Source organism: Polyangiaceae bacterium (assembly GCA_015075635.1).
Taxonomy (GTDB): domain Bacteria; phylum Myxococcota_A; class Polyangia; order Polyangiales; family Polyangiaceae; genus JADJKB01.
In genome coordinates this window covers 1,531,968-1,554,549 of sequence record JABTUA010000002.1, presented here as the reverse complement: position 1 = coordinate 1,554,549, position 22,582 = coordinate 1,531,968, and the positions used below count along the sequence as shown (strand labels likewise).

Sequence of the window (22,582 nt, the reverse complement as noted above, 5' to 3'; positions counted from 1 at the left end):
GACCCAGGGCGCACGATCTGTGACACGCCGCCCGAGTTGCACTCGCGTCTTGCGTCGCGCGCGACTCGAGCTCACCTCGCGCGAAGGTACGCGGCGTGGCGCAGAGCGTGCGCCGACGAGCGGAGCCCGACCGCCGCGCCGGGCCGAGGAACACGCGTGCCGCTCGCCTCGAGTCAGAGCGGCGCCATCACACTCGGAGGGGCCCGTCCCCCCCATTCGCGCGCAGCGCGAATTTGGGGGGGACCGCCGAGCGCAGCGAGGCGAGGGGGGGCAGGGTCAGTGCATCGACGCCACGACCAGCTCCGCGCTCTCGCGGTCGTCGAGGTCGGTGGCCACGGCGTAGCCGACGCCGCGCTTCTCGACGGCGGCGACGCTGTAGCCGCGGCGCGAGCCGACGTACACGGGCGTGTTGCGCACCACGCGGGGCTCGAGCGTCGCGCGCAGCGGGAACCGCGCGGAGTTGTACACGTAGAGCGTGACGCGATGGCCGTCGAAGGTGTAGCGGAGCGACGCCGCGCGCTGGTTGAGCTGGCGCACGGGGACGACGCTGGCGCCCTCCCAGCGCAGGCCGTACTGCTGCAGGCTGGGCACGCGCACCGGCACGCCGACCTCCGGCTCCAGCTTGTTCACCATCGAAGGCTCCATCACCTCGGGGTCCTTCGACTGCGCGTGGTGGCTGACGAACTCGTCCACCATCTGCTCGAGCGAGGCGGTCACCACCGGCGTGCTGGTCGCCATGTTGGTGGAGACGCCGCCTTCGTAGCCTGGGGCCTTGCCCTGCTGCTCCAGCGCGCCCCACGCCAGCGTGGCGCCGGCGGCCGCGGCGACCGGCACGATGAAGCGCCAGGCCAGCGGCCTGCCTCGCTCCTGGGCCTCTCGGCGCTCCTCCCGCGCTTCCTGTCGCTCGCGCTCGGCGCTGAGAGCTCGCGCGACGCGCTCGGCGAATTCGGAGGACGGCTCGGCTTCCGCCTGCACGGCGCGGCGCAGGCTCAGCTTCAGCGACTGGTTGAGCTCGACGGACTCACGACAGCACGCGCAGTCCGCGATGTGCGTCTCCACCTCGACGACCCGGTCCGCGGCCAGCTCGCCGTCGGAGAATGGCTCGAGCAGCGGCGCCGCGCGGCGACAGGGAGAGCTCATCTCGCTGCCCCCTTCTTGGCGCGGTAGGCCGCCAAGCTCACGGGCTCTTCACGCTGTCCCACAGCCGACTCCGGGCTGACGATTCCCATGTCGAGCGCGTGCTCGTAGAGGCGGGACTTCAGCAAGCGGCGTCCACGATGCAAGCGCGACATGACGGTGCCGATGGGGCATCCCATGATATCTGCGATCTCGCGGTACGACAGCTCTTCCACATCTGCGAGAACAACCGCCAGGCGGAACTCTTCCGGCAGCTCGTCGAGGGCGGTTCGGATCTCGGCTTCGAGCACCGGGCGCAGCGCCGCGGACTCCGGGTCGCGCATCGACGCCATGGTCGAAGCGCTGACCCAACCGTCCGCGAGCGGGTCGGCGTCCGGGCCTTCGAGCACGGCCTTCTCGAGCCCGCCGCGGCGGTAGCGGTTGATGAAGGTGTTGGTCAGGATGCGCAAGAGCCAGGCGCGCATGTTGGTGCCCGCCTCGAACTGCTCGCGGGCGCGCATCGCCTTGACCAGGGTGTCCTGCACCAGGTCCTCCGCCTCCGTCGCGTTGCGGGTCATGCGCGTGGCCACCGCCAGCAGCGCGCCCAAGTGCTGCACCGCCTCGCGCTCGAACTCCGCGGTGGACGCCGACTTCGGCCTCGAAGAAGAAGAAAAGAGCTTCACCGGTTACGCTTCCAACCGGGGGAGTATGGGGTCTATTCCTTGCGACCGCTCGAGCTGTCGAGGCGTTTTTCGAGGGCGTCGAGCCGCTCCGAGAGCCGTTTGACCTCCGCCTGGAGCTCGCTGAAGGCAGAAAAGCTAGGCAATACCGCGCGGATGCGCTCGTCCACGGTGTGCTGCCACTGCTCGATGGTCGCGCGGAAGCCTTTGTTCTGGTCTTTGTCGGTCACGTCTTCCTCCGGCTCGGGCGGCGGGGGCGGAGGCTCACTGGAAGCGCCCCCTTCCTTGGGGATGAGACGCCCGATGGGGCCCTCCCTGAGCGACGACAAGAGCTTCTCGCCGCGATGACGGATCAGCGCCTTGAGGGTCGTGAGCGGGATGCCGCGCGGCCGCGCTTTCAGCTCCTCCGAGATGATCAGCGCGAGGGTGACGTCGGTTTTGTCTTCCTTGCTCGCGTTGTCGATGATCTGGACGTCTTCCCCCGCCCGCACCATTTCGGCGATCTGGAGCAGCGTGACGTACCGGCTGTCCTTCGTGTCGTAGAGCTTGCGGTTGGAATAACGCTTGATGACGCGCCGCTCCGCCGGGACGCCTTCTTCTGTGCCCTCGGTCGACATCTGCTCCTGCCCCATGGAAGCAAGGATGCCGCAGAGCGTCAAGCCCGGGTAAACCCGGAATTTTCTGCGCTCAGGGGGAGACCCGGTCCCGGGACGAGTCGAGCTCGGCCTGGCAGAGCTCGCAGATCATCTCCAGGAAGTCTCGGAAGCTGGAGCGCCGGAGCCCGATCTCGTTGATCCAGGCGATGACTTCCATCTCGCCCCGGGCGTCGACGTTGGCGGGGTTGAACACGAACAGGGTGGTCGCACCGGGATCGATGCCGAAGGGGATGAGCAGGCGGGGCCGAGTGCGCGACGGCGGGCCGTAGTCCGGAACCGGCGTTTCGGCGGCCTCGAAGGTCGCGCGCGCCGCGTCGGCGTGGACGCGTTGACCCAAGCTGGCGGCGCCGAGCAACGTGGCGCCGTCGTAGAAGCGCGACCAGCCGTCGTGGAGCATCAGGAACTCGCGGTAGCTCGGCGGCAGCGCGCGACCCAGGCGCTGCTCGGCGGCGACGATCGCGGCGCCGGTGGCGGCCGGGTTCGGCTTCAGGCCGAAGTCTCGGTAGGGCGCGATGCGCAGGATCTCGCGCTGAACTCGCTGGATGTCCCGGAGCAGGATGCGGAAGTCGGCCATGGCGGAGCCGAACCTACGCGCACGGCCGCACGTCGGCCCAGAAAGTGGGACTAAGCTGACTCGGGTGAGCGACGTGACGCCGGCCATCGAAGCGCGCGCGGTGAGCGCGGGCTACGGGCGTTCGCGCGTGCTCTCGGAGGTGTCGATCGCGGCTCGCGCCGGCGAGCTGGTCGCCGTGCTCGGCCCCAACGGGGCGGGGAAATCCACGCTGATGCGCGTGCTGGCGGGCACCCTCGCGCCGGACGCTGGGGCTGTGCTTCTGTCGGGTCGCGATCTCACGACGCTGTCTCGGGCGGAGATCGCGCGGGTGCTCGGGGTGGTGCCGCAGGACAGCGACGTGGCGTTCGGGTTCAGCGTGCGCGACGTGGTGACCATGGGCCGGGCGCCGCACCAATCGGGCCTCTTGTGGGCGCGGCCCGAGGACGAGCGGGCGGTCGAGCGCGCCCTCTCGCGCTGCGACATCGCGGGGCTCGGGAGCCGGCGGGTCGCGGAGCTCTCCGGGGGCGAGCGGCGCCGGGTGACCATCGCCCGAGCGCTGGCGCAGGAGCCGAGGGTGCTGCTGCTCGACGAGCCAGCGGCGCACCTGGACGCACGCCACGCGGTGAGCGTGGGAGATCTGGTGAAGGGTGAGGTCGTGGAGCGGGGCGTCGCGTGTATCGCCGTGATGCACGACCTGGCCGCGGCCGCCCGCTGGGCGGATCGCATCGTGCTGCTCACGGAGGGCCGAGTGCGCGCCGATGGACCGCCGGCGGAGGTGCTGGAGGCGGCGCTGCTCGAGTCCGTGTTCGAGATCCCGATCCGCGTCGGCGAAGACGCCGAGACGCGGTTGCCCTACGTGGTCACCGGGCGCTTATCGAAGTAGCGCTTTTTCGCCTGAGCTCTAGGGCTCTGATAAGGCACGGGGCATGCGCCCGGGCAAACCCCTCGCGGTGGTCGTGACGCTCGTGGCGCTCGCGGGGTGCAGCTTCGAGCAACCCGCGGCGCTGGTCTCGGCCGTGGACTTCTCGCCGCGGGAGGCGGAGATCGGCGACCGGCTGGAGGTCATCGGCTCCGGGTTTCCGGAGGGCAAGGCCGCGACCTTGAGCTTCAAGGGCGACCTCCACCGACCGGGGCAGGAGCCGCAGAGGGGCGTCGAGATCGTGGTGCCCGCGGTCAGCACGTCCGCGAATCGCGTGTCGTTGCTCCTGACCGAGCAGCTGCAAGGTGACCTGTGCGGCAAGGGCGACGGCGCCGACCACACCACCTTCCGCGGCGAGGTGACCGTGGCGTTTGCGGCCCGGACCACCGGCGCGCCGCCCATCACCGGTGTCGTGCCCAACGTGGTGCTCGACGTGCAGGGACCCGCGGTGCCGACCGAGCTGGCGCGGGCGCGCGAGGCCGAGTCGCGGCGCGCGCTCGACTTCATCGGCGTGTCGATCGACCCGAAGGCCGCGCTGCCGCCGTTCGTCGTCACCGCGGTGTTGCCCGGGAGCCGCGCCGAGCGCGCGGGGATCCTGGCGTCGGACGCGATCGTGGCCGTGGACGGCGTGAACGCGCGCTCGCCGAGCGACTTCACCTTCGCGGGAGATCGCAGCGCGACCTTCACGCTGGCGCGCGGCCGCTTGAAGGAGCCCATCGAGCGCAGCGTGGACGTGCAGGGCTTCCGCGAGCGCGCGCCCAAGGAGCTGGCGCTGAGCGGAGTGCTGATCGGCGTCGTGGTGATGCTGTTCGCGCTCTGGCTCGCTCCAGTGGCGCGGATGCTCGGCTGGATCGAGCGGCGCGTGGCCGCGCGCCTGCGCGAGCGCCTGTCCACCAAGAAGACGCTGGGCAACCGGCCGCGGCGGCTGTGGTCCGTCGTACAGGCTTCGATCGCGGACGAAGTCACGCCCGCGGGCGAGCCGCTGTTCGTGCGGCTCTTGCCCTACGTGCTGTTCCTGGCCACGAGCGCGGGTGCGACCACGATCGCGTTCGGCAAGCCGCTGGTGAGCGTGGACCTCGACTTCGCCATCGCTGCGGGCTCGAGTCTCACGCTGCTCGTGGTGGTTGCGCTGATGAACGCCGGTTGGCACGCCAAGGGGCACTGGTCCATCGGCGCCGGCTTGAAGGGCGCGCTGGCTACGCTGGCGCTCCAGCTGCCGGTGATGGTGGGGCTCGGTTGCGTGGTGCTCGCCACCGGGAGCGTGCGCTTGGGCGACATCGTGCACGGGCAGGGCGTGACACCGTGGAGCTGGAATGCGTTCCGGAACCCGGCGTTGTTCCTGGCGTTCTGGCTGATCCTGTTCGCCTCCTTTCCTGAGGCCCGCCGTCCCAAGCAGCGCCTGCCCGAGGCCGACCTGGACGAACCCGGGGCGCGCGGCGGCTTGATGTTCTACGTCGAGTGGGGGCACCTGCTCGTGGTGGGCACCCTCACCGCGATGCTGTTTCTGGGCGGCTGGAAGCTGCCCCACCCGCCGGCCCCGGGCGGAGTCCTCTGGCCCGCGCTCGGCGCGCTCCTGCTTCAGGTCAAGTGCTGGGGCGTGGTCGGAATGGTGGTGGCGCTGCGCTGGGCGCTGCCGCGGGTCCACACCGACCAGATGATTGGTGTGTTGTTCCGCTACGTGGCGCCTGCCGCGCTCTTCACCTTGGCGGGTAGCGCGGCGTGGGCCTCGTGGCGCGAGAGTCCCGCGTGGCGTGCCGTGGACCCGGTCTTGGGGTACGTGCTGTTCGGGCTGGCGGTGGGGGCCGTCCTCAAGTTCGCGCGCGCCGTGAGCGGCCACGTGCGCGCACCGAGCGCGCCCATGCACGTGAATCCCTGGTTGTGAGCTTGATAAGGCGAACGCCCGCGGTTAGCGTGCCGCGCGGCTCATGCCCGAGTACTCCGGCTCGCTCCAATCCTTCGAGCTCGCGGTGGCCTTGTGGCTGGCGCCGCTCTTGCCACTCGTGGCCGCGATCTACTCCGGCATCGGTGGCTACATCGGCGGCGGAGACGACAGCCAGCTGCCGAAGAGCTTCCGGCCGCGCTTCGTCGCGCTGCTCGCCGGGCTGAGCGCGCTCGGCCTGATCGGTTTTCACCTGGTGGTGCTGCTCGGCCTGCCGGGGGACCAGCGCCAGCTCGTGTCGCACGCCTGGGGCATGCAGCGCATCGGCTCGCTCGACACGAGCTTCACCTTCTCCGCCGAGCCGAGCACGCTGTGCCTGGCGCTCGCGCTCTGCCTCGCGGCGGTGGTCGGGGTGGTGCTCGCGGGGCGCGAGCCTGCCGAGCACGAGCGCCGCCTGAGCGCGGGCGTCGGTCTCGCGCTCTCGGGCGGGCTGTGCCTGGTGCTGGGCGACGACCTCGTGCTGGTCGCCGCCGGCTCGGTGCTGAGCGGCGTCGGCGCGCTGTTGCTCGCGTCCGCCGGAGGCGCCGCGCGCGCGGCGCGGGGCTTCGTGCTGTCCCGTATCGGCGACGCAGCCCTGGTCGGCGCGGCCGCGGCGCTCCTGTGGGGCCTGTCCGGCAGCTGGACGGGCGACGGCGACTACGTGCCCGACTTCCGGGCGCGGCTCGTGGCGGTGCAGGTCGGCGACGTGCCGCCGCCCACTGCGGATAAGGAGCGCGGCCGCGCGGTGAAGGACGCCTTCGGGTCCATCAGCATGGCGGCGCTGCCCGGGGCCACGCTGCTGATCGGCGGCGCCGAGCTGTGCGCGAGCGACGCGGACGGCAAGCGCGGTGGCGTGGGCACCAGCGGAAGGCCGTGTCGCGAGGTCGCGCGCTCGCCGTTCTCGCGCCTGCCTCTGCCGGTCGCGCTGCACGACATCGAGGTCAGGACCGGGCCGGGCACGCACGATCTCCTGGTCGAGAAGACCCGCATCGGCACCGGGCTCGAGACGCTGATCACGGTCGCCGGGGCCACCACGGTGGTGCGCGAGATGCGCGATCAGCTGGCGATTCGCGACGGGAGCGGCGCATTCCCGCTGCGCGCCGCGCTGACCAAGCGGCAGCTCCTGGGGCAGCCGCTGCTCGGGCTGGTAGCTGGGCTGCTCTCGCTGTTCGTGCTCTTGCGCGCGCTCTCCGCGGCGTTCGCGCTCACGCAGCGGGCCGCCGCCGGGAGCGGCGCGGTGGCGCTCGCGGTGCTCGGCGGAGGGATGGAGCTCTGCGCGGGCGTCGCGGTGCTGGCGCGCCTGGACTTCCTCATGGCGTTCGTGCCGGGCACGTCGACCGGCCTCGCGCTGGTCGCAGCGCTGGCGGCGCTCTGGGCCGCGGCGCGGGCTGCTCACGGCTTCGACCTCCGCGCATCGCTCGTGCTCGTAGCCGTCGCCAACGCGGGCCTGTGCACGGCGGCAGCGGCGCTCGGCGCGCACTCCGCGGCCGTGGTCGGGCTCAGCGTGACGGCGCTCGCCGTGCTCTCGCTCGCGACCGCAGTTGCCGCGGACGAGGGCGATCTCCGCGAGCTCGCGGGACGCTGGGCCGGGCGCCGCGCGCCGCTCCTGGCGGCGCTCGCGCTGGCCGGCGCGCCGCTGCCCGGGGTCGGAGCGTTCTGGGCGCGCGACGGAGCGCTGGCGGCGTCCGCTTCCGCCGGCTCTTCGCTCGGCTACGCGGTGCTGCTCGTGGCCGCGGTGTCGAGCGGTCTGCTCGCGTTCGCGGTCTGGCGGCTGGTCTTCCTGCTCGTCGCGGGCAAGGCCAGCGCCAAGCCCGCCGAGCTGCGCTTCGAGTCGGCGGCACAGGCGCTCGCGCTGGCGGCGCTCGTGGTCGGCGCGCTCGGCTATGCGCGCGCGGTCATCGGCGAAGGCGCGCCGAGCCTGCTCGAGGGTTGGCTGGCATCGACGGTTGCAGCGGACTCGCGCGGTGTCCCCTTGGAGCGCAGCGTGCGCCTGGGCGTCGCTGCCCTGGCTTTCGTGGCGGCGCTCGTGGGCTTCGCGCTCGCCCGCGCGCGATATGGCGCCTCGCGGGACAAGGACTGGGCGAAGGCCGAGTCGAGCCGGGTGCTCGCGGGCCAGCTCGGCGCCCCGCGCGAGCTGTTCGATGCGGTCCTGCTCGCGCCGGCGCTCGCGGTCGGGCGTTTGGTGCAGCGCTTCGACGGCGCGCTGGAGCTGCTGCTCGTCGGAGCGCCGGCTGCGGCGCTACCTGCGACGGAGCCGGAGCCCGAGGCGCCCGAGGCCGACGAGCCCGTGGCCGACGCAGCGAAACCAAAGAAGAAGAAGAAGCCCAAGCCGGAGGAGCGCTCGTGAAGCGCTGGCTCATCGCGCTGTGTTGGCTGGTCGGCGTCCTCGTCGGCCTGCCGACCGTGGCTCGGGCAGCGCCCATCGAGGTGCGCGCTGCCGCGGGCAAGCTGCCCCTCGAGCTGGCGGCCAAGGGCGGCAGCTTCAGCGCGAAGCTCGTGGTGGAGAACCGCGGCGCCGAGCCGACCAGCGTGGAGGTCGCGCTGCGCGAGGGCTCGGACACCGATCCGCGCCTGCCCGTCGGGCTGAGCGTGAGGTTCGTCGGCGCCGACAAGACGGTGAGGCTCGAGCCCGGACAACCGCGCGAAGTCGAGATCGAGCTGAACCCGGTCCGAGGCCGGCGCTTTCACGAGGTGTACGGCCACGTCCTGGTCACGCCCGAGGGCGGCGCGCCGATCGCGGCGGGCTTCCATGCCGCCCTGCCAGGTGCCGAGGTCGGGCCGAGCGGACGCCTGCTGTCTCTCGCCTGGCTCGTGCCGCTGCTCGGCGCGCTGATCCTGTTCGGCCTGCGGGGCCGCGAGCCGCGTCCGGGGGCCGGGCGCGCGCTGTGGGTGGGAGCGACGGCCGTTCAGCTCGGGCTCCTGGCCTGGGCGGTGTCGCGCTTCGACGTGCTGCACACGCGATTTGCCGGCAGTGAAGGCGCGCAGCTCGTCGAGCGGATGCCGCTCATGCGCAGCCTGGGCGTCGAATATTACCTGGGCGTGGACGGCACCACACTGGTCCTGACCCTGTGCGTGTCGTTGCTCGGTCTGCTCGCCGCGCTGCTGGCCGAAGGGGACCAGGCTGCGCGCTTCGGCGGGTTCGCGCTGCTGATCGACGCGGGGCTCGCTGGCGCCTTCGTCTCGCTGGACCTCGGCTTGATGCTGGTGTTCTGGCTGCTGGTGGTCGTCGCCTCGTCGGTGGCGCTCGCCCGCACGGGTGATGCTCGCCTGGGCCGCGGCACCGCCATCGCGCTGGGGCTGGGTTTCTTGCTGGTCGCGTTCGCCGTCTGGCAGCTCTCGGGGACGGCCAGCGCGGCCTACCTGCTCGACGGTGCGCCGGCGCCGCGCGTGTTCTCACTCACCGAGCTGGCGCACGGTGGCTTCGTCCCGCGGCAGAGCGCGCTGCTCGGCGCCCACCCGACCAAGGTCGTGTACGTCTGCTTGTTCCTCGGCGCGGCGCTCACGCTCGGCGCAGCTCCGTTCGGGGGCTGGCTCGCCGCGGTCACGGCTCGAGCTCCGACCTTCCTGGCGCTCTTGATCGGGGGCGGCGTGACGCTCTTGGGCGTCTACGCGCTCTGCCGCATCGGCTTCCCGGCGCTGCCCGACGGCGCGCGTTGGGCATCGCTCGCGGTGGCGGTGTTCGGTCTGCTCGGCACGCTGTACGCGTCGCTGGTGGCGCTGGTCTCTGACGAGCCGCGCCGCTTCGCCGCGCACGCGCTCTCGGCGACTGCGGGCGTGCTCTTGCTCGGGAGCGCCGCGCTCACGGCGGCGGGGTTGCAGGGCGCGCTGCTCCTGGCGCTCGGTCGGGCGCTCACGCTCGCGCTCCTGCTCGGCGTGCTCGGGATGGCGCGGGCGCCCGACGGCAGCTCGCTCGCCGGTCGCATCGCGCGCGGTTCGCCCATGCTCGCGGCGCTCGGCGCCGTGGCCTGGCTGGGGGCGGCCCTCGGGCCCGGTACGCTGGCGTTCGCCGGGGCGATCTCCGCGCTGTTCGGCGGGCTGCCCACGCTGCGCGCCGTGGCTCTGGTCGAGGCCTTCGCGCTGGTGCTGCTCGCGGCGGCGGCGGTGCGCTCCTACCGCCGCACCTTCCTGGGCGTCGATACGGGCCCGCGCGTTGCGGCGGCGCTCCCGGCAGAGCGCGAGCTGTCCGTCACGCTGGCCGCGGCCATCTTGCTGGTGGTGCTCGGCCTCTGGCCGCGCCCGCTGCTCCGGCTCATCGACTCGAGCTGCCTCGACCAGGCCGAGCAGGTCAACCCGCCGGGCGCGCTGGAGGTGGTGCAAGCGCCGCGCGGAACGCCGGAACGGCTGGCGAGCTCGCGCTAGAGCGCGCTCAGGCGCCGTACCAGGCCTTCGTCTCGGGCTTGAGCCAGTAGATGATCAGCGGAATGCACGCGGGCAAACACGCGCAGCTGGTGAAGCCCAGGCAGATCAGCCCGAGGTGCAAGTACCAGACGTACTTCTTGCGTCCGGCAAACGCGCCCCAGGTGGTGGGGATCGCGAAGGCGATGCCGAGCAGCAGGTAGATGATGCCCATCAGCGTCGCAGGCAAAGCGTCCTTCGTGCCGGGTGCGACGGCGACGCCCATCACCAGCACGAACACGCCGAGCGCGGCCACGAGCAGGTACACCAGCGCGAGCGCTCCCGCGTAGATCCGCGCCCAGAGCACGACGGGTGGAGCGGTCTCGGGCGGGAGGTCCGGCGTGTACGCGGAGGTCATGCCTCGGCCATGGTAGAACGGTTCAGGGGCGCGGGCGTGCTAAGGTGATCGAGATGCGCGTTGCACGGCGAGACTACGACCACGCGCGAGCGTCCAAGGTGACGTATTGGGCTGGCCTGACCCCCGCGGAGCGAATTCGGCTGGCCGATGACCTCCGCCGTCACGCGCTCCTCTTGCACCCCGAATGGCCGACCGACGAGCAGCGCGCGCTCGACGTCGAGAGTCACATCCAAGTCTCGGAGCGTCTGGAACGTGCCGCGGCGGCCCGCAAGCGTTGAGGTCCTCGCGGCGCTGAAGAAGGTCCTCGGTCCCCGGAGGATCCGCTGGTACGTGTTCGGCGCTCAAGCCGCCCTCGTCTACGGGAGCGCGCGTATGACGCTGGACGTCGACGTCACCATTTCGCTGAAGCAGGAAAGAGTCCGACCGCTGGTGGCCGCGCTGCTGAAGGGCGGTTTCGGCTCGCGAACCGATGACCTCGAGGCGTTCTTCACACGTTCGCGGGTCGTTCCTCTCTTTCACGAACGGACTCGAATGCCGCTCGATCTCGTCGTCGCCCGGGATTCGCTCGAGCTGACCTTCCTGGAGCGGGCCAGGCTGATCGACATCGGCGGCGTGACCGTTCCCGTCATCTCTCCCGAGGATCTCGTGGTCGCGAAGCTGTTCGCCGGTCGTCCTCGCGATCTCGAAGACGTGCGCTCGGTCCTGGGAGCGACGGGCGAGTCGATGGATCTCCGCTACGTCCGCGCGCTCCTGGGGCAGTTGGACGAGGCCGAGGATCGAGCGGACTTGCTGCCGGCGCTGGAGCGACTCCTCGAGGAGGCACGCGGCGAATCGGCTGACTAGGGTCGGTCGGCCGAGCCCGACGACATCGCCAACCGGATCAGCTCTTCGTGCGCTACGCGGTTTGGGGGCGCAAGATGCCGAACGCTCGCTGCTCGAGCGCGGGGGAGAGCGCCCAGAGGGAGCGCGAGGCCTGGAACAGCAGGCGTTTGGCCAGGCGCGCGGCGCGCGAGCTCCGCCTGAGGTCGTGCAGCCACATGAACTCGAACACGTCCTCGATCTTGCGCCGCACCTCCGGCGAGTAGTGGAAGAAGTCGGCGTCCAGCACCGCCCCGCGGCTGAAGAGCTGCGTCTGGTAGTGGGCGTGGCGCCCCCGGTCCGGGGCGTCGAAGCTGCGTTCCTTGCTCAGCCACCAGTCCGTCAGGCCGAACTGGTCCTTGTAGCGCTCGTAGATCTCGGTGCCCGGGAACGGGATCAAGATCGAAGCGATGGCCGGGTGAAAGCGCGCCACGTAGGGCGCGAGCTCGGCCATCAGCCTCTGGGTCTCGTCGATCGACTGCAACGTGTCCCAGGGGAAGCCGAGGATGAAGAACACGTACGGTCGGATCCCGGCCGCCGCCGTCGCCTCCACGATGCGCCGGGCACGGGCCACGTCGTGCGGCTTGTGGATGCGCTTCAGGGTCTCGGGGTGTCCGCTCTCGATGCCGTAGTCGATTTGAACGCAGCCGGCGCGGCGCAACGTGAGGAGGAGCGCCTCGTCCACGCGATCGACGCGGGTCATCATGCTCCAGGTCAGGCCGAGCCCGTTAGTCTCCAGGCCCTCGCAGATGGCGAGCATGCGCTCGCGGTTCACCGTCATGGCGTCATCCATGAAGTGGAAGTGACGGGTGCCGAAGCGCGCGTGCACTTCGGCCATCTCGCCGAGCACGCTGGCCGCCGAGCGGAAGCGGAAGCGACGGCCGAACAGCCCGCCGGCGCAGTAGGCGCACTTCGCGGGGCAGCCCCGCGACGAGAACAGGTTCATGTGCAGCGCGGCGTTGTCGGGGCCGCCGTACTCGCGGGCGTCCACCAGGTGGCGGGCCGGCGGCGGGAGCGCGTCGAGATCGGCGACCGGCGCGCGCGGCGGTCCGTGGCGCAGCACGCCCGAATCGTCGCGGTACACCCAGCCCGCGACCTGGTCCTTGGGCATCCGACCGGCCAGCGCCTCGACCGCCTCGACGATGGTCGGCTCGCCTTCGCCCACGACCGTCGCGTCGAAGCCGTGCTCGACGGGCTCTTCGGGCAGGAGCGTGGCGTGGGGACCTCCGGCGAGCAGCTTCGCGCCGCTGTCCCCGAGCAGGGACACGAGTCGGTAGGCCTCGCGCGCGATCGGCGTGACCAACGTCATCCCGATCACGTCGGGGCGTTCTTCGCGAGCGATGCGGGCGATGTCCTCGCTGCTTCGCCTGCGCGCCGCGGCGTTGGCGTCCAGCAAGCGCACCTCGTGCCCCGCGCGCTCCAGCACGGCGGCCAGCATGGTCATGCCCCCGGGGCACCCCTCGTGGCTCTGTGTGCGTGAAGGTGGGTAGACGAGCAGGACCTTCGACGGCATGGCACTGCGAGAGCGCAAGGTCCATTCCAACGTGGAATCAGCGCTCGTGGGCAACCACCGGGCGCAAGGCGATCGGTTGCGCCGGATGGCGCGGCAAAAATCGCGCGCTCCGCCCGCGCGCTATCCCTCCGCCGCCTCGAGCTCCGCGCGCAGGCGCTTCTCTTCCTGACCCAAGCCGCCGATGACCTGCATGCAGCGGTCGGCGGCCGACTTGTAGACGCGAACCGAGCCGCGCCGCTGGTACAGGTCCGAGAAGTCGATGGGCTCACCGAACACCACGAACACGGGGCGGCCGGTGCCGTCGTAGTTGCTGGTGACCTGGCGCCGGAGGTCGTTGATCAGGCCGTTCACGAACACCGGGATGACCGGCACCTTGGCGGCGTGGATGATCTTGCCGACGCCGGGTTGAGCGGGCAGGAACGAGTACGGGTCGTCGTCCTTCTTGCGCGTGCCCTCCGGGTGCAGGCCGGCGAACAGGCCGCCCTGCTGGAGCAGCCACACCAGCTCGTCCAGGCTGGTGACGTTGAGCGCCTGCTGCTTCTTCTCCCGGAAGATGGGCGGGTACATCGCGAAGAAGCTCATCACGCCGTTCACGAACAGGCCGGCGGGGGAGTCGTAGAAGAAGCTCGACCGCACCGGGAACGCGATGCGGTGCGGCAGCCCGCGCCGCACCAGATCTCCGGTCACCACGTAGAGGTCGAAGAAGCTCCGGTGGTTCGACACCAGAATGAAGCTCTGGACGGGATCGAGGGCCGGCAGGCGCTCGAGGCCGTGGACGTGGCGCAGGTGCTTGGTGAAATGGTGGATCCAGGTCGAGCCGATGTGGTGCTGGCACCAGCGGATGGCCCGCTCGGCGCGCCCTGGCGCGAACGTCCCGCGGACGAAGCGGATCTGCGCGCGCTCGGTGCGGCTCAGCCGGTCGCCCGCCTCGCGGAGCAGGTCGGGTCGGGTCATGCAGAGGACGGGAGCGGGGGCTCCGGCGTGCGGTCGAACACGATGTCCACGTAGCCCGGCGGCGGCACCAGGTCGCGCAGTGCATCGATCAGCTGCTCGGTGACCTGCTCGAAGTCGATGCTGCGCGTCTTGGGTCGGAGGCTCAACGTCAGGTGGGGCTCGATGTCGCGATCGGCGTTGAACGTGGAGAGGACCTCGTAGCGCTCGATGTTGCCCAGCTCCTCGAGGCAGCGCTCGAGCGCCGTCAGGAACGCCTTCGGCGGCGGCGCGTCGGCCTCGGCGATCAGCGTCTTCTCGAAGTCTTGCACGGGGATGTCGCGCACGTAGCCGACCAGCGGCAGGGCGCGGCCCTTGGCGATGCTCGCGATCTCGTGGCGGTGCAACATCAGCTCCGTCTCGTGCCCGGCGTTGATGATCAGCGCCATCACGCTCTCTTCGTCGACGATCTGCTGAGCCAGGTCGAGGCCCACCTTGGCGGGCAGCGAGCAGTACTCGAGCGCGCCCTCGTCGGTGCGCCAGCCGAGCTGCTCCGCTACCGGCTCCAGGATGTCCGGCCGGGTGAACATCGCGGAGAACAGCCGGCCCTGGTCGTCCTCGAGCAGGTGGGGCGCGATGGTCAGATCGTCGTCGAGCGCCATCTGCTCGCCGATGGTCGCGCCGGGGACCTGCTTGGCCAGGGGCACGAACAGCTCCCCTTGCTCGATGCGCTGCACCAGCTCGACCACGTCGCGGCGGAGCCCACGGCGCGCGCCCTGCACCCAATGGGTGAGGTCCGTCGGGTCCAGGACGTCCCCGCCGCTGCCGTTGTCATGTGCCGACATGGGTCGGCGCGAATATCACGCAATTGTCGTCGACGCACGCGCCCCGTTCTGGCAAAGCCGGGGGCCAGATGAGCGCCGAGCGACGCACGCTCTACCCGGAGCTGGAAGCGAATCAAACCGGGCGGTTATCCGTCTCGGACGGACACGAGCGAGAACCTGGTGGGGGCGAGCCCGGGGCTGGCCGAGCACCTGGGACGTGCGGCTGGTAGCGCAAGTCGCGGGACCAGGTGTGTAGCACCATGGCGACGCCAAGCTCGCCACCGAGGCACCACAGAGCGATCGGCCAGCCGGAGATGAGCGACCTCCTCTGCGAGGAGACGCGGCGCCTCATTGTCGGTGGCGAGGGAGAGCGAGCCGATCTTGACGACCACGCGCCGCGCGCGGCTCAGGGCTGCGCGTTACTTGTTCACGCGCGGCCTACGATGCGTCAACCCGCGTGCGGCGTCGAGAGCGGGAAGAGCTCGACGATGGGTGCGCCGGCCTTGACGCTCGTCATGCCGCTCCGCGCCGCTGCTTGACTCCGGTCAACAGCGGCGTAGCGTTCTTGGCATGGCGAGTGCTCGGCTCGGCTCGGCTCGGCTCGGCTCAATATCCAGCTGCGTCGTGCTGACATTACTCACCTCTGCGTGCTCCGTCGATGACGGACGTCGCGCACCGCGGGAACCCCTTGGCGAAGTAGAGGAAGAGTTCTCGAGCGCCGTGCAGGAGCGGACGGTGCCGCTTCGCGTGGTCCAGATCGTCAACTCGGCGTCCGATCCCGACGTCATCAGCTACACGACCCTCCAGAGCGGAGTGCAGGCTGCCAACGAGGTCTTCAAGGCCGCCGGCGTGCAGTACTGGATCAAGTCCTACGAGCGCTGGGTCTCGCCGCAGTTCTCCGACTTGTCGAATGCATCGAACCTGGACAAGAGATGGGATCAGGTGAAGAGCGACTTGCAGGGGGTGTTCCCGAACCTGCCGGACAATGCCTGGCTCGACCCGCAGAAGAAACGCGAGCGGGTCTGGCTCCGGGCGGCCGCGACGCGCTACGCGGATTGGTCGGAGACCATTCTCTGGGTGCCGGTCAACGGCGGGACTTATCATCAAGGATTCGCGCCGGAGTGGGGCACGGCCGCGGTGATCTACAGTGGCGGCAGCATCCCGCGCTACAAGTTCGCTCACGAGCTCGGGCACACGCTGGGAGCGCACCATCCGTCGGACATTACGTGGGCGGGGGACGAGCCGCTGTTCGACCCCAGGACCTACACGGTGATGAAGCCCGAGCACCTCTGGGATCTCGTCTACAAGCCCGGCACGCCGAACCTGTTCTTCTCGAGCGAGGCGGAGGCGCAGCCCCACAGCGCGTCGCTCCAGCCCATCCACACGGGAAGCAACTGCATCACCCAGCCGGACGGCTACATGGATTGCACCGTGAACGGCGTTCACTACTACACGGGCTCGAACGCGCTGAAGGGGATCGCGTTCACGTTCGCGTCCGGCTACGGCCCGAACGTGACGAGCTACGACGATCTCAACAGCGAGAGCCACTCGTTCTCCATCAGCGACTCGCAGATTGGCCGTATCCGCAAGTACCTGCGTTACGAGCTCGCTACCCCTGCGCCGTGGAAGACGCAGATCATGGACGGTGCGAACGGCAGCGACGTGGCTGCTGGCCGGCGGCCGCGACTCGGGGAAGGTCACAATCGCGAAGCAAGCTTCAAGCTCGACTTCGACGGTGACGGTCGCCGCGACATCGGCGTGTGGGTGCCGCCGACCGATGGGGCGAGCTACGGTTCGTTCATCGTTCTGTTGAGCACGTACGGCTTCAGCGTGAGCGCCGGGCAGCACATCAATGTTGCGTTCGGCAGGCTGGGCGACATCCCCGTGCCCGCGGACTACGACGGCGACGGTCGTGCGGACGTCGCGGTGTACCAGCCGGGCGGGGGACTCGCCCGGAACGACCCGGCGGCCACGACGGGGTACTGGCGCTGGTGTGCTACCAATACCGGAAATCCCCCGAGCACGTCTTGTGGACACGACGGCGTGAATCCGATCGGCTTTGGCGAGCGTCAATCCGTGCCGCTTCCGGGTCTCGACTTCGATGGAAACCCGAGCACCGCCGAGCTGGCGTTCTACACTCCCGCCTATGGCCTCTGGTGGTGGAGGCCGGTCTCGGGTGGGTCAGGGACCGCGCGCTTCCTCGGGTCGCCCGGAGAAGTGCCCCTAGCGGGTCACTACGACGGCGACTGGAAGACGGACATCGCCGTTTACAACCCCGCCACCGCGCTGTTCCGGATGGCGCGCTCGGAGCTGCTCTGGAGCGAGCCGCTGGTCACCAGCCAGTTCTCCAACGTGTACGTGGGATCGCCCAACACGGTCCCCGGCTCGGGGAGCTCGGCGCAGCGCGGCGCCGGAGTCCCGCTGAACGGCGTGTTCCGCGCCAAGCAGGTGTGTCAGGGCGGCAACTGCTGGAACGAGCCGCGTCGGGTCTTCTCGCTGTGGTTCCCGCCGAATGGCACCTGGGTCACGAAGTGGGACATCTTTGCCGGCGGCTCGCCGACCTCCTGCCAATGGGGGGTCGACATCGACATGCCCATCGTCCACATCGATCGCGACGGCGACATGGCCACGGAGATGGCGATCTACCGCGCGGACAAGCACAGCGGCGCCAACAGCAACGCCTGGCTGTCGATTCGGAATAGCAGCGGAGGAGCCTCCTGCAACGGCACGCAGACGAACTACGCGCTCTGGTCGCTGAATCGGCCGCGCAACATGGTCTTCGCGGTGAGCGACATGACCGGGGACGGCAAGGCGGAGATCCTGATCGTGAACCCCGACACGATGACCGTCAACTGGCTCACCTCGCAGTCGGACTATACGATCTGGGAGTCTCGAACGATCGGCAACCAGCGCGCCGTGGTGCTCTGAGCTTCGGAGGATGAAGATGAACCATCGAATGGCAATGATGGCACCCGCGTTCGTGGCCCTGCTGCTCGCCGCTTGCAGCAAGGACAAGGCCGACAGCGGGATCACCTCCGAGCCGATCGGCGACGCAGAGAGCGATGCCCCGTCCGACGCCGCGAAGCCCGAAGCCTGTCCGGCCGGACTTCCCGGGCCGAAGCTGGTGAAGCTCGCGGCACCGGACGGAACCGGGTACTGCATGGACCAGCGGGAGGTGACGGCGGGGGAATACGTCACGTTCGCCAAGGCCATGGCCGGCAAGACCGGGGGCCAAATCGAGGCCTGCGCCTGGAACACCCGCTACGAACCCAAGCTAATTCCACCGCACGACGGGCAGATGGTCGGGATGGACGGGTACTGCATGGCGGAGGAGTACGACCCGGTGAAGTATCCGGATCGTGCGGTTGCGTGCGTGGACTGGTGCGACGCTGCGGCCTACTGCGCGTGGGCTGGCAAGCGGCTGTGCGGCAAGGTCGGCGGCGGGACCGCGACGCTGGCGGGGATCAACGACCCCGCCCAGAGCGAGTGGACGAACGCCTGCACGCAGGGCGGCAAGACGAAGTACCCCTGGGGTGACTCGTACGCACCGGGGACCTGCGTGGACCCTGTGAAGATCCAGCAGCAGGGCGAGGCCGCGAAGGACGTGACCGGCACGGCCTCGAGCGCGTGCCACGGTGCGCTCGAAGGGTTCGCCGAGGTTTACGACCTGGTCGGAAGCGTGCAGGAGTGGACCGCCGAGTGCGAGAGCCCGGGGCAGAACTGCTCGGTGCATGGAGACGGATCGATGAGCAGCCCCGAGGTCCCGATGTCCTGCAACGCCGGGAGTACCCACGTGACGAGCACCTACTTCGAAAGGGGGTTCCGCTGCTGCGCGGACCTCGTTTCGGGCAAGTGAGGTCACCCGGCTGCCGACCGGGAAATGGGTCACGAAGTGGGACATCTTTGCCGGCGGCTCGCCGACCTCCAATGGGGTGTCGACATCGACATGCCCATGGTCCACATCGATCCGACATGGCCACGGAGATGGCGATCTACCGCGCGGATAAACACAGTGGCGCCAACAGCAACGCCTGGCTGTCGCTTGGGGATAGCAACGGAGGAGCCTCTTGCAACGGCACGCAGACGAACTACGCGCTCTGGTCGCTGAATCGGCCGCGCAATCGAACGATCGGCAACCAGCGCGCCGCGGTGCTCTGAGCTTCGGAGGATGAAATGAACCATCGACAAGCCCTGATGGCACCAGCGTTCGTGGCCCTGTTCTGCTGAGCCAGGTCGAGGCCCACCTTGGCGGGCAGCGAGCAATACTCGAGCGCGCCCTCGTCGGTGCGCCAGCCGAGCTGCTCCGCTACCGGCTCCAGGATGTCCGGCCGGGTGAACATCGCGGAGAACAGCCGGCCCTGGTCGTCCTCGAGCAGGTGGGGCGCGATGGTCAGATCGTCGTCGAGCGCCATCTGCTCGCCGATGGTCGCGCCGGGGACCTGCTTGGCCAGGGGCACGAACAGCTCCCCTTGCTCGATGCGCTGCACCAGCTCGACCACGTCGCGGCGGAGCCCACGGCGCGCGCCCTGCACCCAATGGGTGAGGTCCGTCGGGTCCAGGACGTCCCCGCCGCTGCCGTTGTCATGTGCCGACATGGGTCGGCGCGAATATCACGCAATTGTCGTCGACGCACGCGCCCCGTTCTGGCAAAGCCGGGGGCCAGATGAGCGCCGAGCGACGCACGCTCTACCCGGAGCTGGAAGCGAATCAAACCGGGCGGTTATCCGTCTCGGACGGACACGAGCTGTACTGGGAGGAGAGCGGCAACCCGCAGGGCAAGCCGGTGGTGTTCCTGCACGGCGGTCCCGGCGCTGGCACCGAGCCCAAGCAGCGGCGCTTCTTCGATCCGGCGCGTTACCGCATCGTGCTCTTCGACCAGCGCGGCTCCGGCAAGAGCACGCCCCACGCCAGCTTGGAGGACAACACGACCTGGCACCTGGTCTCGGACATCGAGGCCCTGCGCGCGCACCTGGGCATCGAGCGCTGGCAGGTGTTCGGAGGCTCATGGGGCGCGACGCTCGCGCTGGCGTATGCCGAGAAGCACCCGGAGCGGGTCAGCGAGCTGGTGCTGCGCGGCATCTTCATGCTGCGACAATGGGAGCTCCGCTGGTTCTACCAAGAGGGCGCGAGCCGCATGTTCCCGGACGCCTGGGAGAAGTACCTCGCGCCGATCCCCGAAGCCGAACGGGGCGATCTGATCGCCGCCTATCATCGACGGCTGACCAGCCCCGAGCGCGAGGTCCGTCAGGAGGCCGCCCGCGCCTGGAGCATCTGGGAGGCCGCGACCAGCTTCTTGTACGCGAACCTGGCTCACGTGGCGCACGCCGGCGAGGACGAGTTCAGCCTCGCCTTCAGTCGCATCGAGTGCCACTACTTCGTCAACCGCGGCTTCTTCGCCCGGGAGTCGCAGCTCCTGGACGACGCGGTGAAGCTCCGCCACCTCCCCACCACCATCGTGCACGGACGCTACGACGTGGTGTGCCCGCTGGAGAACGCCTGGGATCTCGCGCGGGTGCTGCCGCACGCGAACCTCCGCATCGTCCCGGACGCCGGCCACAGCGCGTTCGAGCCGGGCATCGTTCACGAGCTGGTCGGCGCGACGGACGCGTACGCCGGCTGACTACGGGACCTGAAGGAAGCGGGTCTGGATCAGCCTCGCGGCCCAAGGCTCACCAGCCGTCGTCCGGACATGACGCCCTCATCCTAGCGCCATCCCCCCAATGATCCTGGGGACTTTCGCGGCTCCGCTGCTTTGTGCGCCGCGGAGACTATGCTCCGGCTCATGGCCATAGCGACCTCGCCCGCAGCCCCCGCCACCTTCGCCGCTCCGCCCGCCAAGTCGGACAAGGAGATCGCCGAGACGGTGCAGAAGCTCCGCGCCACCTTCGAGTCCGGCGTCACGCGCCCCGCCGAGTGGCGGCTGAACCAGCTGCGCCAGCTCTACCGCATGATCGAGGACGAGGAGCCCAGGATCCTCTCCGCTCTGACCAGCGATCTGGGCAAGTGCGCGGCGGAGGGCTGGATCGGCGAGACCGGCTTCGTGATGAACGAGCTCAAGCTCCAGCTCACGCACCTGAAGCGCTGGATGCGTCCGCGCGCGGTGAAGGCACCGATGACCGTGCAGCCCGCCAAGGCCAAGCTCTACCCGGAGCCGCTGGGTGTGGCGCTGGTGATCTCGCCCTGGAACTACCCGTTCCAGCTCGCCATCTCGCCGCTGGCCGGCGCGCTCGCCGCGGGCAACTGCGTGGTGGTGAAGCCCAGCGAGGTCGCGCCCGCTACCAGCGCCATCATGGCCGAGCTCGTCCACAAATACGTGGACCGCAGCGCCGTCGCGGTGATCGAAGGGGGCATCCCGGAGACGACGGCCCTGCTCGCGCAGCGCTTCGACCACATCTTCTACACCGGCAACGGCACGGTCGGCCGCATCGTGATGGAGGCGGCGGCCAAGAACCTCACGCCGGTGGTGCTCGAGCTGGGCGGCAAGAGCCCCTGCATCATCGACCGCGACGTGAACCTGGACGTGGCGGCGCGCCGCATCGCCTGGGGGAAGTTCTTCAACGCCGGGCAGACCTGCGTGGCGCCGGACTACGTGCTGGTCCACGAGTCGGTCGAGAAGCCGTTCCTGGACAAGCTGGCGTCGATCGTGCGCGAGTTCTACGGCGACGACCCGCAGAAGAGCCCCGACTACGCCCGCGTCGTCAACGCCCGACACCACAAGCGCCTGAGCGCGCTGCTCGACAGCGGCAAGGTCTTCATCGGCGGAAAGACGGACGTGGACGATCGCTACATCGCGCCGACCGTGCTCACCGGCGTGAGCCCGTCGAGCCCGGTGATGCAGGAGGAGATCTTCGGCCCCATCCTGCCCGTGCTGACCATCTCCAGCCTGGACGAGGCCGTGCGCTTCGTGAACGACCGCGACAAGCCGCTGGCGCTCTACGTGTTCTCGAACGACGCCGATCGCGCGCAGACGGTCATCGAAGGCACCAGCTCCGGCGGCGCTTGCGTGAACGACTGCATCGTCCACCTGGCACCCCACGAGCTGCCTTTCGGCGGCGTGGGTCCGAGCGGCATGGGCGCGTACCACGGCAAGGCGAGCTTCGACTGCTTCACGCATTTGAAGGGCGTGTTGCACAAGCCGTTCTACCTGGATGCCCCGCTGCGCTACCCGCCTTACACCGACGACAAGATGAAGTGGGTCAAGCGCCTGTCGTGAGTGACTCGCCAAGTTATCCCCCGCCGCCCTGGGAGACCTACGGCTTCGGGGTGATGTGCCCGTACCTCGTGCGGGTGAGCGAGGTCGAGCTGCCCCCCGGGCTCGAGCCGGTGGCCGCCGCCGGGCGCACGCTCGGCATGTTCGGCTACATCGAGTACCGGCCGCCGTCGCCCTTGGTCTACGCCGAGCTCTTGTGGATGCCGGCCACGGTGCGGTTCCGGGCCAGCGACGGCAAGACGAGCCAGGGCTACTTCGTCTCACGCATGTACGTGGACCACGAAGGCTCGCTGGCGGCGGGGCGCGAGCTCTGGGCTTTGCCCAAGACGTTGGCTCGCTTCGAGCGGCGCGCGGGCGGCGTCGAGGTCGAGGCCGACGACGGCACGCGTCTCAGCTTCGACTACCGCGGCCTCGGCCCCGCGCTTTGGCTCAAGAGCCGGGTAGCGACGCTGCAGCGCGGCGAGGGCGGCGTGGTGCGCTTCCGCTCGGACTTCGCCGGGCTGGTGCGCCCGGCGCGCACGCGGGTCAGCGCCTTCGCGAGCTCGCACCCGGGATGGGCGGCGTTCCCACACGCGCGCCGCGCGTTGGGCCTCGGCAGCTTGCTCGAGCGCTTCGAGAGCACGATGCACGCGCCGCTTCTCCTCGGCTAGAC

Annotated in this window: 20 protein-coding genes; 11 read left to right on the top strand and 9 right to left on the bottom strand. The window is 70.0% G+C overall.

Annotated elements, in window-relative coordinates; translation table 11 throughout:
• Positions 1–276: 276 nt before the first annotated feature.
• The 4 genes from HS104_23250 to HS104_23235 all read right to left on the bottom strand — a co-directional run bounded on the left by HS104_23250 (position 277) and on the right by HS104_23235 (position 3,026).
• Positions 277–1,140 (bottom strand): hypothetical protein, encoded by an 864-nt coding sequence (locus HS104_23250; protein MBE7482881.1) that lies wholly within the window; start codon positions 1,138–1,140, stop codon positions 277–279.
• Positions 1,137–1,694: a sigma-70 family RNA polymerase sigma factor gene (locus tag HS104_23245; GenBank protein MBE7482880.1), complete on the bottom strand. Its 558-nt coding sequence runs from the start codon at positions 1,692–1,694 to the stop codon at positions 1,137–1,139. The genes HS104_23250 and HS104_23245 overlap by 4 nt, the downstream gene beginning before the upstream one ends.
• 137 nt (positions 1,695–1,831) lie before the next feature.
• Entirely contained in the window at positions 1,832–2,413 is a 582-nt protein-coding gene (locus HS104_23240) for a hypothetical protein (GenBank protein MBE7482879.1), read from the bottom strand.
• 70 nt (positions 2,414–2,483) lie between these two features.
• On the bottom strand, positions 2,484–3,026 hold the full coding sequence (locus tag HS104_23235) for an SMI1/KNR4 family protein (GenBank protein MBE7482878.1): 543 nt from the start codon (positions 3,024–3,026) through the stop codon (positions 2,484–2,486).
• Here HS104_23235 and HS104_23230 point away from each other — a divergent pair.
• From HS104_23230 to HS104_23215, 4 genes are read left to right on the top strand one after another with little or no spacing between them, the layout of a single operon-like run.
• The gene (locus HS104_23230) at positions 3,025–3,888 is read left to right on the top strand and encodes a heme ABC transporter ATP-binding protein (protein MBE7482877.1); all 864 of its coding nucleotides are present in this window, start codon (positions 3,025–3,027) and stop codon (positions 3,886–3,888) included. The two genes, HS104_23235 and HS104_23230, sit on opposite strands and share 2 nt — an antisense overlap.
• A 43-nt stretch (positions 3,889–3,931) precedes the next feature.
• On the top strand, positions 3,932–5,806 hold the full coding sequence (locus HS104_23225; GenBank protein ID MBE7482876.1) for an NADH-quinone oxidoreductase subunit H: 1,875 nt from the start codon (positions 3,932–3,934) through the stop codon (positions 5,804–5,806).
• A 43-nt stretch (positions 5,807–5,849) separates the two neighbouring features.
• On the top strand, positions 5,850–8,189 hold the full coding sequence (locus HS104_23220) for a hypothetical protein (protein MBE7482875.1): 2,340 nt from the start codon (positions 5,850–5,852) through the stop codon (positions 8,187–8,189).
• Positions 8,186–10,201 carry a hypothetical protein gene (locus tag HS104_23215; protein MBE7482874.1) on the top strand — a complete coding sequence of 672 codons (2,016 nt, stop codon included), beginning with the start codon at positions 8,186–8,188 and terminating at the stop codon, positions 10,199–10,201. The genes HS104_23220 and HS104_23215 overlap by 4 nt, the downstream gene beginning before the upstream one ends.
• A 7-nt stretch (positions 10,202–10,208) precedes the next feature.
• On the opposite strand, the gene HS104_23210 is transcribed toward HS104_23215, so the two are convergent.
• Positions 10,209–10,595: a hypothetical protein gene (locus HS104_23210; protein MBE7482873.1), complete on the bottom strand. Its 387-nt coding sequence runs from the start codon at positions 10,593–10,595 to the stop codon at positions 10,209–10,211.
• A 53-nt stretch (positions 10,596–10,648) separates the two neighbouring features.
• Between HS104_23210 and HS104_23205 the strand changes: the two genes are divergently transcribed.
• Positions 10,649–10,873, top strand: coding sequence for a hypothetical protein (locus HS104_23205; GenBank protein MBE7482872.1), 225 nt, complete (start codon positions 10,649–10,651; stop codon positions 10,871–10,873).
• Positions 10,874–10,967: 94 nt separating this feature from the next.
• Positions 10,968–11,438, top strand: a complete 471-nt coding sequence (locus HS104_23200) for a nucleotidyltransferase (protein MBE7482871.1) — start codon at positions 10,968–10,970, stop codon at positions 11,436–11,438.
• A gap of 52 nt (positions 11,439–11,490) precedes the next feature.
• On the opposite strand, the gene HS104_23195 is transcribed toward HS104_23200, so the two are convergent.
• The 3 genes from HS104_23195 to HS104_23185 all read right to left on the bottom strand — a co-directional run bounded on the left by HS104_23195 (position 11,491) and on the right by HS104_23185 (position 14,741).
• Positions 11,491–12,966: a cobalamin B12-binding domain-containing protein gene (locus HS104_23195; GenBank protein ID MBE7482870.1), complete on the bottom strand. Its 1,476-nt coding sequence runs from the start codon at positions 12,964–12,966 to the stop codon at positions 11,491–11,493.
• A 120-nt stretch (positions 12,967–13,086) separates the two neighbouring features.
• A complete protein-coding gene (locus HS104_23190; protein MBE7482869.1) occupies positions 13,087–13,920 on the bottom strand; it encodes a 1-acyl-sn-glycerol-3-phosphate acyltransferase in 834 nt (277 codons plus the stop codon).
• Positions 13,917–14,741, bottom strand: coding sequence for an SseB family protein (locus tag HS104_23185; protein ID MBE7482868.1), 825 nt, complete (start codon positions 14,739–14,741; stop codon positions 13,917–13,919). The genes HS104_23190 and HS104_23185 overlap by 4 nt, the downstream gene beginning before the upstream one ends.
• A 699-nt stretch (positions 14,742–15,440) precedes the next feature.
• On the opposite strand from HS104_23185, the gene HS104_23180 reads away from it, so the two are divergent.
• Entirely contained in the window at positions 15,441–17,648 is a 2,208-nt protein-coding gene (locus HS104_23180) for a hypothetical protein (GenBank protein MBE7482867.1), read from the top strand.
• A gap of 16 nt (positions 17,649–17,664) precedes the next feature.
• Positions 17,665–18,576: an SUMF1/EgtB/PvdO family nonheme iron enzyme gene (locus HS104_23175; protein ID MBE7482866.1), complete on the top strand. Its 912-nt coding sequence runs from the start codon at positions 17,665–17,667 to the stop codon at positions 18,574–18,576.
• 232 nt (positions 18,577–18,808) lie between these two features.
• Here the strand turns inward: HS104_23175 and HS104_23170 are convergent, their stop codons facing one another.
• On the bottom strand, positions 18,809–19,315 hold the full coding sequence (locus HS104_23170; protein MBE7482865.1) for a hypothetical protein: 507 nt from the start codon (positions 19,313–19,315) through the stop codon (positions 18,809–18,811).
• A 68-nt stretch (positions 19,316–19,383) separates the two neighbouring features.
• Here HS104_23170 and pip point away from each other — a divergent pair, with 68 nt between their 5' ends.
• The 3 genes from pip (at position 19,384) to HS104_23155 (ending at position 22,580) form a co-directional block, all read left to right on the top strand.
• On the top strand, positions 19,384–20,340 hold the full coding sequence (gene pip, locus HS104_23165) for a prolyl aminopeptidase (protein ID MBE7482864.1): 957 nt from the start codon (positions 19,384–19,386) through the stop codon (positions 20,338–20,340).
• A gap of 162 nt (positions 20,341–20,502) precedes the next feature.
• A complete protein-coding gene (locus tag HS104_23160) occupies positions 20,503–21,933 on the top strand; it encodes an aldehyde dehydrogenase family protein (GenBank protein ID MBE7482863.1) in 1,431 nt (476 codons plus the stop codon).
• Positions 21,930–22,580, top strand: coding sequence for an acetoacetate decarboxylase family protein (locus HS104_23155; protein MBE7482862.1), 651 nt, complete (start codon positions 21,930–21,932; stop codon positions 22,578–22,580). The genes HS104_23160 and HS104_23155 overlap by 4 nt, the downstream gene beginning before the upstream one ends.
• Positions 22,581–22,582 lie beyond the last annotated feature (2 nt).